Annotated in this window: 9 protein-coding genes; 3 read left to right on the forward strand and 6 right to left on the reverse strand. The window is 74.1% G+C overall.

Annotation, left to right across the window (positions count from 1 at the left end; translation table 11 throughout):
- The first annotated feature begins 106 nt into the window (after positions 1-106).
- Complete coding sequence (locus tag OIE69_RS09410) at positions 107-3,013, forward strand: S8 family serine peptidase (RefSeq protein WP_326571491.1); 2,907 nt, start codon at positions 107-109, stop codon at positions 3,011-3,013.
- Between the two features lie 448 nt (positions 3,014-3,461).
- Here OIE69_RS09410 and OIE69_RS09415 read toward each other — a convergent pair whose 3' ends face one another.
- On the reverse strand, positions 3,462-3,983 hold the full coding sequence (locus OIE69_RS09415) for a universal stress protein (RefSeq protein ID WP_326571492.1): 522 nt from the start codon (positions 3,981-3,983) through the stop codon (positions 3,462-3,464).
- Between the two features lie 322 nt (positions 3,984-4,305).
- Between OIE69_RS09415 and OIE69_RS09420 the strand changes: the two genes are divergently transcribed.
- Positions 4,306-5,490 carry a low temperature requirement protein A gene (locus OIE69_RS09420; protein ID WP_326571493.1) on the forward strand — a complete coding sequence of 395 codons (1,185 nt, stop codon included), beginning with the start codon at positions 4,306-4,308 and terminating at the stop codon, positions 5,488-5,490.
- Positions 5,491-5,539: 49 nt separating this feature from the next.
- Complete coding sequence (locus OIE69_RS09425) at positions 5,540-5,941, forward strand: hypothetical protein (protein ID WP_326571494.1); 402 nt, start codon at positions 5,540-5,542, stop codon at positions 5,939-5,941.
- A gap of 13 nt (positions 5,942-5,954) precedes the next feature.
- Here OIE69_RS09425 and OIE69_RS09430 read toward each other — a convergent pair whose 3' ends face one another.
- From OIE69_RS09430 to OIE69_RS09450, 5 genes are all read right to left on the reverse strand, one after another.
- The gene (locus tag OIE69_RS09430; RefSeq protein WP_326571495.1) at positions 5,955-6,290 is read right to left on the reverse strand and encodes a hypothetical protein; all 336 of its coding nucleotides are present in this window, start codon (positions 6,288-6,290) and stop codon (positions 5,955-5,957) included.
- A 49-nt stretch (positions 6,291-6,339) separates the two neighbouring features.
- The gene (locus tag OIE69_RS09435) at positions 6,340-6,669 is read right to left on the reverse strand and encodes a hypothetical protein (RefSeq protein WP_326571496.1); all 330 of its coding nucleotides are present in this window, start codon (positions 6,667-6,669) and stop codon (positions 6,340-6,342) included.
- A 492-nt stretch (positions 6,670-7,161) separates the two neighbouring features.
- Positions 7,162-8,256 (reverse strand): mechanosensitive ion channel family protein, encoded by a 1,095-nt coding sequence (locus OIE69_RS09440; RefSeq protein ID WP_326571497.1) that lies wholly within the window; start codon positions 8,254-8,256, stop codon positions 7,162-7,164.
- A gap of 400 nt (positions 8,257-8,656) precedes the next feature.
- Positions 8,657-10,672, reverse strand: a complete 2,016-nt coding sequence (fusA, locus tag OIE69_RS09445; RefSeq protein WP_326571498.1) for an elongation factor G — start codon at positions 10,670-10,672, stop codon at positions 8,657-8,659.
- A 417-nt stretch (positions 10,673-11,089) separates the two neighbouring features.
- Complete coding sequence (locus tag OIE69_RS09450) at positions 11,090-14,872, reverse strand: nSTAND1 domain-containing NTPase (protein ID WP_326571499.1); 3,783 nt, start codon at positions 14,870-14,872, stop codon at positions 11,090-11,092.
- Positions 14,873-14,985 lie beyond the last annotated feature (113 nt).

Genomic DNA, 14,985 nt, shown 5'->3' on the forward strand with positions numbered 1-14,985 from the left:
TTCACTTCATGGGAGGAGACTCGTGGTCTCGAGCGCGAGCCTTCGACGACGACGCCGAATCGCCGTGGCGTCGGCAGTCACCGTTTTCGCCACCATATTCGGCGGCTTGGGGAACATCGGGCCGGCCGCGGCACAGACCGGCACTCCGCTGCCGGATCTGAAGCTGGGCCAGTACGACCACTCCCGAGCCGCCCTCACGGGCGGCGGCGCCCTGCACACCGCCGCGCAGCCCGACACCATCACGGGGCAGTACGTCGTGCGGCTGCGGGAAGCGCCCGTCACCTCGTACACGGGCGGCGTCGAGGGACTCGCGGCGACGAGGCCGGCGGCCGGGCAGGAGCTCCGGCCTCATTCGGCCGCGGCCGAGAAGTACCGGCAGCACCTGGGCGAAGCGCAGCGTGACGTACTCGGCGACTTCGGTGTGCGGGCTCAGCGGACCTACACGACCGCCTTCAACGGCTTCGCCGCCAAGCTGACCGGCGCTCAGGCCGGCAAGCTGTCCAAGGACCCGCGCGTCGCGGCGGTCACCCCGGCCCGTCTCGTGAAGGCCGACGCGGCGACGACCGGGACCACGCAAGCGGCGCAGCACACCGCACAGGCGCCGGCGCGAACGGCGGCGCGAACGGCGGCGCAGACCAAACCGGTCCACGGCTCCAATGCGGTCATCGGCGTGATCGACACCGGAATCTGGCCGGAGAGCGCCTCCTTCGCCGCCACCATGGCGGCGCCCGCGGGCTGGCACGGCACCTGCCAGACCAGTGGGGACTTCCCCGCCACCGCCTGCAACGGCAAGATCGTCGGCGCACGCTACTTCGCCGACGGGTGGCTCGGCGCCTACGGCTCGCTGCCCGAGGGCGAGAGCCTCTCGCCCCGGGACATGAACGGACACGGCACCCACACCGCCTCCACCGCGGCGGGTCTTCCCGTCAAGCACGCGATGGTCCTCGGGCATGACTACGGCGCGATCTCCGGAGTGGCGCCCGACGCGCGGATCGCCGTGTACAAGGCACTGTGGGGCGGCTCGGGCACGGACGCCGACATCATCGCGGCGATCGACGCGGCCGTGGCCGACGGCGTCCAGGTGATCAACTACTCGGTCGGCACGTCGATGGGGGACTACCAGCCGAACAGCCCGATCGGGAACGCCTTCCTCAACGCGTACCTCGCCGGGGTCTTCGTCGCGGCATCCGCCGGCAACGACGGCATGTCCGGAATGGTCAGCAACGCCGAACCCTGGGTCACCACGGTCGGTGCGACGGTGGAACGGTCCCACGAGGCGACCGTACGACTCGGCGACGGCACGCGCATCGTCGGCACGTCCATGGACCAGCTGCCGTCCCGCCGCAGCACACCGATCGTCTTCGCCGACCAGGCCGGATCACTCGACGACGGCGCGCAGTACTGCTGGTCCGGAAGTCTCGACCCCGCCAAGGTCAAGGGCAAGATCGTGGCCTGCGACTTCATCGACTCGGTCGACGCGGTGGCGACGGTCAAGGCCGCCGGCGGTGCCGGCGTGGTGCTGTTCCAGTCGACCGGCAACACACGCCTCAACGTGATCTACGACTTCCCGACCGTCTACCTGTGGAGCGCCGAACAGGCGGGGAAGCTCTTCAACTACCTGTGGGCGCACCGTACCGACGGGACCGCCTCGCTGGCCGAGGGCGGGGACGGCAGCAGCGTCGTGGGACTGCCGAGCGTGGCCGGCCTCTCGTCCTACGGCCCCGACCAGACGCACACCGGACTCCAGAAGCCCGACCTCGTCGCGGACGGCATCGACGTGGTCGCGGCGGTGTCGCCGATGGCCGGCGGGCGTCTCTTCGACGCCTACTCCGGCACCTCGATGGCAGCCCCGCACGTGGCCGGCATGGCCGCACTGCTGCGCACCCGGCACCCGAAGTGGTCGCCCGGCGCGACCGCCTCGGCACTGCGTACCACCGCCACTGACACCCAGGGCACGAGCAGCCCCCTCCGCCAGGGCTCGGGCCTGCCGCGGACCTCGTCCGCCGACGACCCCGGGCTGGTGATCGAACCTTCGGCGGCCGAACTGACCGCCTTCGCAGCCGCGGCGACTCCAGACGGCAAGGAGATCAACCTGCCGTCGATCGCGCTGCGCGAGTACGACGGGACGAAGCCGGTACAGCTCACGCGACGTCTGACCAACGTCGGCACGCGGACCGAGACGTACACGGCGCACGTCGACGGGCTCGCCGGGATGAAGGTGACGGTCAGCCCTCGGACGATCTCGGTGAAGCCCGGAGCCACCGCCACGGTGACCATCACCCTGGAGCGCGGCACCGCGACCTGGGACCGCTACACCACCGGCTCACTCGTCTTCAGCAGCGCCAAGCACCGCGTGCGCCTGACCGTCGCCGGCCGACCGTGGGGCTTCACGCCGCGGCCGTACGACGACACGGGAATCGAGTTCGGCCGTACCGGCGGCCAGGGCCAAGGATTCCTGGAACCGGGCTTCACCGGACCGCTGGCCGGCCGCACCACCGGGTACACCCCCGTGACCTGGACTGACAAGAAGCTCACGACCACCGTCAGCGGCGGCGTCTTCTCCCCCGGCGGGGTGGGCACTCAAGGTACGAGGATCGTCGTGCCGCGCGGCTCGGCCGGACTGGTCGTGCAGACGGCCTCGGACGACCCCGGCACGAATCTCGACCTCTACCTCTACAAGGACGGCAAGCTGGTCGATCGAAGCTGGGCATCGTGGCACAGCAGCGAGCGCAGCGCCCGGTTCTTCCCCGAACCCGGCGTCTACACCGCTTATGTGCACGCCCAGACGGCAACCTCGGCCGACGTTCCCTACCGGCTCGGGGTGACCGTCATCCCTGAGAACGGCGACCGGCGCAACGCCACCTTGACCACACCGGCCAAGGTGGAGCGGGGCGGGTCCTCACAGGTGACACTGAACCCCGTGGGTCCGCAGCCCGACGTCGAGCAGTGGGCGTACACCGAGTTCCGCACCGGCCGAACGGTCGTACCCGGCCTGCTGATCAGTTCACGCTGACCGCAGCCCGACGTGCTGACCGTTTCATGCCGAGCCGGGGGCCGGCCTTCCCGAAGGAAGGCCGGCCCCCGGCGGACGTCACGGGGACGTGGGAAGTGGTCGTCAGGACCCGTGGGCCGGTCGATCACCCTCACGTGCGGGCGAGTCGCTCGCGACGGGTTCGACGACAAAGCCGCCGTCGTTCTCCAGGTGGGTGCGGCGTGGTGCTGTCCGCAGCCGGCGTAGGGATGCCGCTCGGGGAACTCCGGGTGCCGGCTGTGCCGGCGGTATCGGCGGCCGGTTCCCCGACCCGGGTGGCGTCCTCGACGTGGAAGGCCGGGTGGTTCAGCCCTGGGCGGCAGCGATCGTGCTTTCGGCGGTGAGGGCCGACGACTGCTCGATGACCGGGTAGATCGGCCCGAGCCCGTCATGCGGCTCGGTCGTTCGTCACACTGAGGCGTTCGGTTCGTCAGGGGACGACGATCACCGGGCGCTGGGCGCTGCGCGCCAGGCGGTCGGAGATCGAGCGGAAGAGCCTGATGCCGGCCGCGCGCCCGCTCCCCACGATGATGGCGTTCGCCCGGTACTTGCGCCCGGCCTTCTCCAGCTCGTCCGCGACGGCACCCTTGCGGTGGATGAGCGTCCAGGGCAGCCCCGACAGATGGTCCTCGCGGGCGAGGTGCCGCAGGAGCGTGTGCGTGCCGCCGTGCGGCCCCCTCCCGCCGCCCGCGTCCTCGTAGCCGAGCAGCGACGCGACGGGGTTCTCCTTCGCGACGTGGACGATGAGGAGTGCCGCGCCGGTGCGCCGCGCCATCCCGGCCGCGTACGACAGCGCCCGCCTGCTGGTGGCGGAGCCGCTGTATCCGACGAGCACGCCGTACCTGTCGACGGCCGCGTGGGGGCCGCCGGTCACGGGGGCCGGCTGCCCCGCGGTGGACGACCGCGGCAGGGGATCGTCGCCGAGGGGTCCGGGAACGCCATGGCCTGCCATGAGAAACCTTTCGGGGCTGAGCTGAACGGCTGTGCTGAACGGGAGACGGCCTCGGGAACCGGAGGCGGTCACACGAGGACGACCGGGCATCCACCGCTACCGACCGGCGCCGCCCGCGAAGTGTGACAACCCCGGCACCGCGGGACGGGACGGCGCGCCCGGCGGCGCCGTGTTCGCCGGGGTGTGTCACACACGCGCGGGACGCCCGGTCTCAGTGGAGGAAGCAGAGCCCTGTCCCCGGGAATGTGAGGAAACGCACCGTGAGCGAGGAAGCGGTTCGCGGGAGGCGCGGCGCGCCGTTCGCCGCGGGGACGGGAGCGGCGTGAGCGCGCCGCAGGCCGCCGGCACGGCATGGCGGCGGCGGATGGTCGCCCGCGTCGCCGACGAGAAGCACCGCACCGCCACCGCGCTGGAGCTGTTCTTCGACCTCTGCTTCGTCGTGGCCGTCGCCCAGACGTCCGCCGCGTTCGAGGAGGAACTGGCCGCGGGACACGTCGGCAGCGGCGTCCTCGGCTACGGGCTGGTGTTCTTCGCGATCTGGTGGGCGTGGATGAACTTCACGTGGTTCGCCTCCGCCTACGACACCGACGACATCCCGTACCGCCTGCTCACCGTCGTGCAGATCGGCGGCGCGCTCGTCATGTCCGCGGGCACGGCGGCCGCCCTGCAGCACGGCGACTACACGGTCATCACCTGGGGCTACGTCGTCATGCGGCTCGCCATGGTGAGCCAGTGGCTGCGGGCCGCCCGCTCCGACCCCGAGCGGCGCCGGAGCTGCCTGCGGTACGCCGCCGGGATCCTGGTGGTGCAGACCGGCTGGCTGGCGCACCTCGTCGTGCCCGGCGACCTCCGCCTCCCGGCGCACGCCGTCCTCGCCCTGGCGGAGCTCGCCGTCCCCGTCTGGGCCGAGCGGGCGGCCAACACCACCTGGCATCCGCGCCACATCGCCGAGCGCTTCGGCCTGTTCACCCTGATCGTGCTGGGCGAGTCCATCACGGCCGCCGCCGGCGCCGTACGCGCGGCCCTCGACACCGACGCCACGTTCGGCGACATCGCCACGCTGGTGCTGGGCGGCACCCTCACGGTCTGCGCCCTGTGGTGGCTTTACTTCGCCCAGAACGCGTCGCGCCGCCTGGGCAACTTCACCACGGCCACGCTGTGGGGCTACGGCCACTACGCGGTCTTCGCCTGCGCCGCGGCGGTGGGTGCCGGACTGGCCGTCAACGTCGCCCAGGCGACCGGGCACGGCCATCTGACCGCGTACGGCGCGGCAGCCGCCTACACGGTGCCCGTCGCGGGATTCGTGCTGTCCGTATGGCTGCTGCACCGCACGGCCGCCGGGCACTCCACCGCGCCGGACGTGGTGCACGCGCTCGCCGTGGCGGCGATCCTCGCCGCCACGTTCGCCCCCGCGCCGGTGCTCGTGACCGGCGTCGTCGCCGCGCTCCTGGTCGCCGCGACCTGTGTCCCGCGCGAACGCGACGGCATACGGGCGGCGGCGGCCTGAACGGGCGCCGCCGACGGAACCCGTCCCGCGGCGGCGGCGTCCAACCGCCATGACCACCAGGCACTTCACGCGCGCCACCGCCCTCGCGGCCCTCGCGGCAACCGTTGCCGCCGCTGCCGCTCTGACGGGCTGCACCGGCCGGGACCCCGTCCCCGCCGGGCGCCCCACCACCGCCGGGCACCCCGCCACCGCGGCCGCGACCGTCATCCCCTACGAGCTGTACACCCACTGCGGCATCGACGAGGCCCGGATCGGCTCCACCTACTTCGAGGCCGAGACCCCGCTCTCCGACGGCTCCTTCAACCCCCCGCCGGGCTGGGACAACCCCACGCAGCACGGCACGATGACGCTGCTGTCACCGACGGAGGCGGTCTTCACCGACCCCAAGGGCCACGAGGTGCGTTTCCGGGCGCGGAAGGGGGCGGACGACTTCAAGCACATCTGCGAGTGACGGCCGTGAGCCGTCATGGCACGGCCCAGGTCGAGAAGATGTGGAGCGCCGCCTCGATCCGGGCCTTCTCCGCCTCGCCGGCTTCTCCGGCGAACCGGACGAAGACCACGGCCGAACCGGGGTCGCCCGCGACGAACAGCGTCAGCGGAACGCGCCCCGCCAACGGGTACGCGTACCAGCCGTCGCGGCGTTCGGCGTCGGTCGCCGCGACGGCGCCGTCGATCGCCTGCCGGTCCCAGTCGTCGAACGCGTATCCCGTGAAGTGCGCCACCGCCTCGCACAGGGGCCGCAGGTTCGTCTCGAAGACCCAGTGACCGGCGAAGACCCGGGCGTCGTCCCCAGTGGTCAACTCTCGCCCCTCTGCGCCCGCGTCCTGAGGGAACCATTGTGGAACGGGCTCAGCAGTAGGAGTTCCAGCCGGAGCGGTAGCCGTCGCGGTAGCCGCGGCGGTATTCGGAGTTCCAGCTCTGCGGGCGGTAGGAGTCCCACTGGTTCCGGCAGCGGGGCCGGGAGCGGGCGTCGTGGCGTCCGTCCTCGCGGCCGTCGCGGTAACCGCGCCAGTACCGGGTGCCCGCCTGCGGGGCGAGGGTGCCGGCGGCCTGCGCCTGTACGGTGCCCGCCGTGACGTGGCCGGCGGTAGCGGCCTGCGCGGGCGCCGCCGGCAGGACCGCCAGGGCTCCTACGGCTACCGGGCCTGCGAGCAGTGCGAGGAATCGCTGTGCGCGCATGGCTGTTCGTCCTCTCGGATGCGTACGGGGTAAGTGCCTCGTCCCTGGTCAGGCCCAAATCCGGGTGTCAGGTGCGCCTTTGGGGAGCGGCGGGGCACCGGCTCGAAAGGGCGGATCGCGCCCACCCCCGACCGTATCGAGCCGGATTCAACATGTCCACTTATGGAGTAATCTGCCCCGTATTTTCTTGCGGGCGCGCACCGTCCGTGCCCCCTCCGTCACCATCGGCGGTCCCGACAGGGCCGGACCGCTGTCCGGGCTGGTGACAGGGCCGGAGGTCCTCGTCCCAGGGCAGCGGATCGGGGCGGCGGTACCACCACCAGCCAGCTACGTCGACCTCGCTCGGCGGCACGCCGAAGGCCTGTGCCAGGGCGGCGGCCACGGCTTCGGCGGACGGCCGGTCGACGAGGTGGAGGATGCACATCGGCGCGTCCCGTCGCAGAGAGAAGAAGCCCGCCGGGCACGCACCGGAGTGCGTGCCCGGCGGGGCCGTCAGGCGCCGGGGGTGCGGTCCGGCGCCGGGAGCGTGCGCTGGTGCGGCAGCGTTATCCCGTCGGGCTGCTCCTGACGCAGCACCACGTTCCGCGTCGGGAAGGAGATCTCGATGCCCTCCTCCTGGTAGCGGCGGTGCAGGCGCTTGATGAACTCGTGCTTGATCCGGTACTGCTCCCCGTACTCCGAGGTCCGCAGGATCACCGAGAAGTCGATCCGTGACTCGCCGAAGGTGTGGAAGCGGACGACCGAATCGTGCTCGGGGATGCCGCCCTCGACGTCCGCCATGACCTCGCCGGCGACCTCGAGGGTCACCCGCTCCACGTGCTCGAGGTCGTTGCCGTAGCCCACGCCCGCCTGGACGATGAGCGACATCTGCTGCTCGGGCTGGTGGAAGTTGGTGGCGATCGCGCTCGCCAGCTTGGCGTTGGGGATGATCACCAGGTTGTCCGACAGCTGGCGCACCACGGTGTTGCGCCAGTTGATGTCGACGACGTAGCCCTCCTCGCCGCTGCTGAGGCGTATGTAGTCGCCGGGCTGCACGGTCTTGGACGCGAGGATGTGGACGCCCGCGAAGAGGTTGGCGAGTGTGTCCTGCAGGGCCAGGGCGACGGCGAGACCGCCGACGCCGAGGGCGGTGATCAGGGGCGTGACGGAGATGCCCAGGGTCTGCAGCAGGACCAGGAAGCCCATCGCCATCACGGCGACACGGGTGATGTTGACGAAGATCGTCGCGGAGGCGGCCACCCCGGACCGCGCCAGCGCCAGCGACCGCACCATCTCGGCGACCATACGGCCCGCGGCTATCGTGGCCGCCAGGATCAGCACCGCGACGAGCACCTGGTTGACCGTCCGGTCCACGACGCGGGTCAGCGGCAGCGCCGCGGCCCCCACCCAGGCACCCGCCGCCAGCGCGGCCCACGGCACCACGGTGCGCAGGGCGGCGACGACGATGTCGTCGCCGCCCCACCTGGTGCTCCTGGCCCGCTCGCTCAGCCACTTGAGGGCCAGCCGCAGCAGCAGCCCCGCCAGGGCGCCGGCGGTGATCGCCGCACCGGCGACGATCAGGTCGTGCAGCGTGAGGGCGCGGTTCACCGGTCGCCTCCCCACGTGCGTACGGATTCACCCACGGGGCGCGGGGGATGCTGTGTCGTCACTGGTCGCCTCATCGTTCGGGGGACGTTCGGGGGACGTTCGAGGGAACCGCGCCGAACAGGCGTTGTCCTGGCGCGATCTGACACATCCTGCCGCAGTGGTGAGGCGGCCCGCATACGGCCCCCACCCCTGCGACCCGATCCCGCGAAGATCGCGGCGGCCGGAGGCGAAGCCTGCGCATGTGCCGGTATCCTCCCTGGTCACCGCGCCCGACCCTGCCCGGCGGGCGCGGCGTTCCCCCGCGGGTACTCACCCTCGGCATCGCCTCTCGTCGCCGCCCGCCGCAATGCGGTCACCGGCCCCGCCCCCACGGCCGGGGGGGCGGGGCCGGGCGCGCCGTCTAGCGGGTCACCGTGCCCGCCGGTGCCGGGGCGTACCCGGCGGGGCGGGTGGTGAAGGTGCCGCGGCCCTGGGTGCGGCTGCGCAGCCGGGTCGCGTAGCCGAACAGCCCGGCCAGCGGCACCGTCGCCGTGACGACCGCCGTGCCGGAGCGCGTCGTGGAGCCGGTGACGCGGCCGCGGCGGGCGGCGAGGTCGCCGAGGACGGTGCCCACGGCGTCGTCGGGGACGGTGACCGTGAGCTCGACGACCGGTTCGAGCAGGGCCATGACGCCGCCGCGCAGGGCCTCCCGGAGCCCGAGGCGGCCCGCGGTGCGGAAGGCCGTCTCGGAGGAGTCGCGGGAGTGCGTGGCGCCGTCGGTCAGGGTGACCCGTACGCCCGTGACGGGGTGGCCGCCGAGGGGGCCCTCGGCGAGGGCGTCCCGGCAGCCGGCCTCGACCGCACGGACGAACTCCTTCGGCACCCGCCCGCCGACGACCGTCGAGGCGAACGCGAACGCGGACTCCCCGTACGGCTCGACGTCCAGGACGACGTGCGCGAACTGGCCCGCGCCGCCGTCCTGTTTGACGTGCCGGTAGACCAGCCCCGGCACGCCGCGGACGAGCGTCTCCCGGTAGGCGACCTGCGGCCGCCCGACGCGGACGTCCAGCCCCCGCTCGCGGCGCATCTTCTCCACCGCGACCTCCAGGTGCAGTTCGCCCATGCCGGACAGGACCGTCTGGCCGGTCTCGGGGTCCGTCCGCACGGCCAGCGACGGATCCTCCTCGGCCAGCCGGGCCAGCGCCACCGCCAGGCGTTCGCTGTCGGTGTTGCGGGCGGCCTCGACCGCGACGAAGACGACCGGCGCGGCCGCGGAGGGCGGTTCGAGGACCAGGGGTGCCCCCGGGGCGCACAGGGTCGCGCCCGCGGCAGCCGACTTCACCCCGGCCACCGCGACGATGTCCCCGGCGACCGCGGCGTCGACGTCGACGTGCCGGTCCGCCTGGACCCGCAGGATCCGGCCGATCCGCTCGGTGCGTCCGGCGCGCGTGTCCAGCACCGCGTCCCCCTTCCTGATCGTGCCCTCGTACACCCGCAGATGGGTCAGCCGCCCGGAAGCGGTCACATTCACCTTGAACACCAGCGCGGCGAACGGCGCGGCCGGGTCGGCCGCCTCCCGCACCGCCGGGACGTCCAGCGGTGACGGCAGGTAGTCCACCACCGCCTCCAGCAGCGGCTCGATCCCGCGGTTGCGGTACGCCGAGCCGCACAGCACCACGACGCCCTCGCCCGACAGCGTCAGTTCGCGCAGCGCGGAGCGCAGCGTCGCCTCGGCCAGCGCGGACCGTTCGCAGAACTCCTCGAGCGCGGCCGGGTGCAGCTCCGCCACCGCCTCCTCCAGCGCGCGGCGGCGCCGCAGCGCCTCCTCGCGCAGACCGTCGGGTACGGGGCCCTCGGCGTACGTGCCCTGGCCGTCCGGCCACACCAGGGCGCGCATGCGCAGCAGGTCCACGACGCCCGTGAAGCCGTCCTCCCGGCCGATCGGCGCCTGCACGACGAGCGGCACGGTGTGCAGGCGCTCGCGGAGGGAGCGGACTGCGGCGTCGAGGTCGGCACCGGCGCGGTCCAGCTTGTTGACGAACGCGATCCGCGGCACGCCGTGCCGGTCGGCCCGCCGCCACACCGACTCGCTCTGCGGCTCGACGCCGGCGACCGCGTCGAAGACGGCGACGGCGCCGTCGAGGACGCGCAGGGAGCGTTCGACCTCGTCGGAGAAGTCGACGTGGCCCGGCGTGTCGATCAGGTTGAGCCGGTGGCCGTCCCAGTCGCAGCTCACGGCAGCGGCGAAGATGGTGATGCCGCGGTCGCGTTCCTGCGGGTCGAAGTCGGTGACGGTGGTGCCGTCGTGGACCTCGCCGCGCTTGTGGGTGGCGCCGGTCAGGTAGAGGATCCGTTCGGTGACGGTGGTCTTGCCCGCGTCGACGTGGGCGAGGATGCCCAGGTTGCGGACGGCGGTCAGCGGATTGACGGTGCGCATGGCCCGGTGGCCTTTCGGGTGATCCGAAGAGTGGGCGGCGCGATTCCCGGACGAGTCGGCCCGAGGGCGGGCCGTGGCGATGCCCCCGCGCACGGCGGTACGGGCCCGGGACGTGGCAGGGCGTACCCGGCCGTCGTCCCCGGCTCCGCCGGTGCGGGAGGGGTCAGTCGGTCGTCGCGGACTTCCGGTGCCGGCCGCGCAGCGGGCACCGGGCCGGCGAAGACACCAGGATCACCTCATGCCGTGACGGGGGCACAACGGCTGCGGTACGCCAACACACGGCCGGGCTCCCTTCGTTCGTCACGGACGCGCCGCGCTGTCGGGCGGCGCGCGATGGACGTGAGTGTAGGGGGCGGGGCGGGCACGGGGCACCGGGTTTTTCCCGGGGGCCGTCGCGTGACGTGCCGACCGGGCGTCCTACCGGCCGGAACCGCACGCGCCCGGCCAGTCGTAGCCGGGCAGGAGGCGCCGCCAGCGGAGGGGGTCCGAGGGGCCGGCCAGGCGGCACAGGACGGCGGTGCGGTGGCGGACGTCGGGGTCCCAGAGGCGGATCGTGCCGTCGTTGCCGGCGCTGGCCACGGTGCCGCCGTCGGGGCTGAAGGTGACGCTCCACGCGGCGCGGGCGTGCCCGGTGAGGGTGGCGGTCAGGCTCCGCGCCGCCGGGTCCCACAGCCGTACGGTGCGGTCGTTGCCGCTGCTGGCGAGGGTCCGGCCGTCGGGTGACCAGGCGACGCCCCGGACGGAACCGGTGTGGCTGGTGAGGACCCCGGCGGGGCGGCCCCCTGGGGCGTCCCACAGGCGGACGGTGCCGTCGTTGCCGCTGCTCGCGAGGGTCCGGCCGTCCGGGGCGAAGGCGACGCCCCGGACGGAACCGGTGTGGCCGGTCAGGACGGCCGCGCGGCTCCCCGTCGCCGGCTGCCACAGCCGGAGCGTCAGGTCGTCGCTGCCACTGGCCAGCAGGCGGCCGTCCCGGCTGAAGGCCAGGCAGTTCACGAAGTCGGTGTGGCCGGTGAGGGTGGCCGTGCGGCGCCCGGTCGCGGTGTCCCACAGGCGCACCGTGCGGTCCGCGCCGCCGGTGGCGAGGGTCCGCCCGTCGGGGCTGAAGGCGAGCGCGAAGACGGCGCCGTCGTGGCCGCGCAGCACGTCGCGGCTCCGCCGGGTCCGAGGGTCCCACAGCCGGACGGTGCGGTCGGCGCCCGCGGAGGCGAGCAGCCGGCCGTCGGGGCTGAAGGCGACGTCGTAGACGGGGCCGCTGTGTCCGGTGAGGGTGTACGCGGGGGTGTGGCGGGCCATGTCCCAGACCCGTACGGTGCCGTCGCCGCCGGCCGAGGCCAGGGTGCGGCCGGCGGGGTCGTAGGCGGCCTTCCAGACCTCGGTGACGGGTGCGGTGTCCAGTGTGCTGCGGCTGAGGTCCCACAGGACGACGGTGCGGTCGAAGCCCGCGGTCGCGAGGAGGTCTCCGTGGGCGGCCACGGCGACGGAGAGCACGTAGTCGGTGTGGCCGGTGAGGGTCTCGACGGGCAGGTGGGTGTGGACGTCCCAGCGGATGACGGTGCCGTCGCCGCCCGCGGAGTCGACCGTGTGGCCGCCGGGGCCGAAGGCGAGCCCGTTCACGTCGTCGTCGTGCCCGGCGAGGGTGGCGGTGCGGCGCAGCGTGGCGACGTCGCGCAGGCGCACGGTGCGGTCGGCGCCGCCGCTCGCGAGGGTGCGGCCGTCCGGGCTGAAGGCGAGGGCCAGCACGTCGCCGCTGTGGTCGCGCAGGACGGCGCGGCTCCGCCGGGTCCGGGGGTCCCACAGGCGCACCGTGCGGTCGGCGCCCGCGGAGGCGAGCAGCCGGCCGCCGGGGCGGTAGGCCAGAGCGAGGACCTCGTCGGTGTGACCGGTGAGGACGGCCTTGCGGCGTCCGGTCGCCGCGTCCCACAGCCGTACGGTGCCGTCGGCCCCGGCGGAGGCCAGGGTGCGGCCGTCGGGGGCGAACGCCACCGCGCGCACCGGGCCTTGATGATCCGTCAGCACTGCGATTGTGCGGCGCCCCGGCACGGACCACAGCCGCACGCTGCCGTCGGTGCTCGCGGAGGCCAGCAGCCGGCCGTCCGGGGAGAACGCCACCGACCGCACCGGGCCGCGGTGCCCGGCGAGGACGCCCGCGGCGGCGCGTGCGGCGACGTCCCACAGCCGCACCGTGCGGTCGGAGCCCGCCGAGGCCAGCAGCCGGCCGTCGGGCGAGAACACGACCGCGTTGACGGCCGCGGTGTGGCCGGTCAGCCGCCCGGCGAAGGCGTTGGCCTGGGTGCTGAGCAGGGCGCTGCGCGCCTCGGTGGTGGGCGCGGTGCGGTACGCGGCCTCGGCCAGCAGCATCGCGGCCTCGGGGCGTCCGGTGGCCAGTTCGGCGGAGCGGGCGGCCATGGCCTGGGAGAGTGCCGTGGCGCGCTGCCGGTCGGCGCCGAGCCGCTGCTCGACGGCGACGCCGCCCGCCAGCACCGCCAGCACCAGCAGGACGGCGAGCACGACCAGCCCGGTCCGCTGCTGCCGCGCGCGGCGCCGTACGAGGGTGCGCCGCAGGTCCTCCTCGTGGGCGGAGGCGGCGAGGAAGTCCGCCTCCGCCAGGCCGAGTTCACCGTCGCGGCGGCCGGGTCCCGCGGCCCACTCGCGGGCGGCGGCCAGCCGTGTGCCGCGGTGGAGCAGGGCCGGGTCGCGGTCCTCGCGTTCCCATTCACGGGCGGAAGCGGCGAGTTGCTGGTGCAGCAGCAGGTCGGCGCGGGCCGCGTGGATCCAGGTGCGCAGTCGGGGCCAGGCCCGCAGCAGCGCCTCGTGGACGATCTCGACGTGGTCGGTGCCGACGGTCAGCAGCCGCGCGGCGACGAAGGCGTCGAGCGCGGTGCGGGCGGCGGCGGTGTCCGGCAGCCCGTCCAGCAGGTCGGCGGTGCCGCGCGGACGGCGCGACTGCTCGTTGTCCTCGCCGACCCGGACCAGCCGCAGCAGCAGCCTGCGGGCCGCGAGTTGCTCGGCCGGGGAGAGGGCGGTGAACAGCGCCTCGGCTGCGGTCGCGACGGAGCCGTGGATGCCGCCGGCCGCGAGGTAGCCGGCGACCGTCATGGTGTGCCCGGTGCGCTGCCGCCAGGTGGCCATCAGGGCGTGCGCGAGCAGCGGCAGCGCCCCGGGGTCGCCGCCGGGCGGTGCGGCACCGGCCGGGTGGCCCGCCGCGTCCGCCGTGCCGAGGTCCCGCAGCAGGACCTCGACCAGGCCCGGTTCGAGTTCGGTGCCCTCCTCCAGGGCCGGCCGCACGATGCACTCACGCAATTCGTCCCGGCTCATCGCGCCCAGTGCGAACAGCCCGTCGCTGATGACGGGGACCAGCGCGGGGTACTCCAGGCAGCGTCCGGTCACGTCGGCCCGGATCCCGATGACGACGAGGGCGCCACCGGTCGCGGCGAGCCCGGTGAGGGCGGCGATGAAGGAGCGCCGCTCGGCCTCGTCGTCGCAGAGGGTGAACGTCTCCTCGAACTGGTCGACCACGAGGACGCATCCGGTGTGCGGCGTGCCGTCCTCGTCGTCTCCCTCGGAAACCCGGAGGGCGGCGACGAGGGCGGCGGCACGCGCGGAGGGCGGCACCTGTTCACCCGGGGCCCCCGGGGCTCCGCCCGTGGCGTGCTCCAGCGCGTGCGCGAGGGAGTCCAGGGGCCGCGCGGTGGGGGTGCAGACGGCGACCGGCCAGTGGCCGTACGGGCCCCCGGCCAGGGCGGGGAGCAGCCCGGCCCGCAGCAGCGAGGACTTCCCCGCCCCGGAGGGGGCGACCACGGCCAGCGGCCCCTTGCCGGCCCGCCGCCCGAGGCGTTCCACCAGGTCCGCGACGGCGCGTCCGCGGCCGAAGAAGCGCCCCGCGTCCTCGGTGCCGTACGCGGACAGCCCCGGATAGGGGCAGTGCGCCGCCTCGTCACCGTCCCCCGGCGGGCGGGCACTTCGCACCCCGGGCTGCGGCGGCAGCAGGGCGAGCAGCGCGCCGCCCGCGTCCAGCGCCTCGTCGCAGCGCCGGGCGACGTCGGCGTTGACCGGTTTGCCGCCCGTCTCGATCTTGCTCAGGTATCCCTTGCTGTAGTGGGTGCGCCTGGCCAGCGCCGACAGCGACAGGCCCCGCTCCAGGCGCAGTTCGCGCAGTGCCGGGCCGAAGGGCCCGGTCGGCCTGTCTGGTGTCCGGTCCATCCCGTCCCCGCCGCGTACGGCGCGGAGGGCGCCGTTCCCTGTCTCCGCCCGCCTCGCCGGCGTGCCCGTCGGAAGGTGAGGAGTGCGCCGGGCGGAGCGTGGTTCCCAGGGTC

It is taken from the genome of Actinacidiphila glaucinigra, assembly GCF_035918135.1.
Classification (GTDB): domain Bacteria; phylum Actinomycetota; class Actinomycetes; order Streptomycetales; family Streptomycetaceae; genus Actinacidiphila; species Actinacidiphila glaucinigra.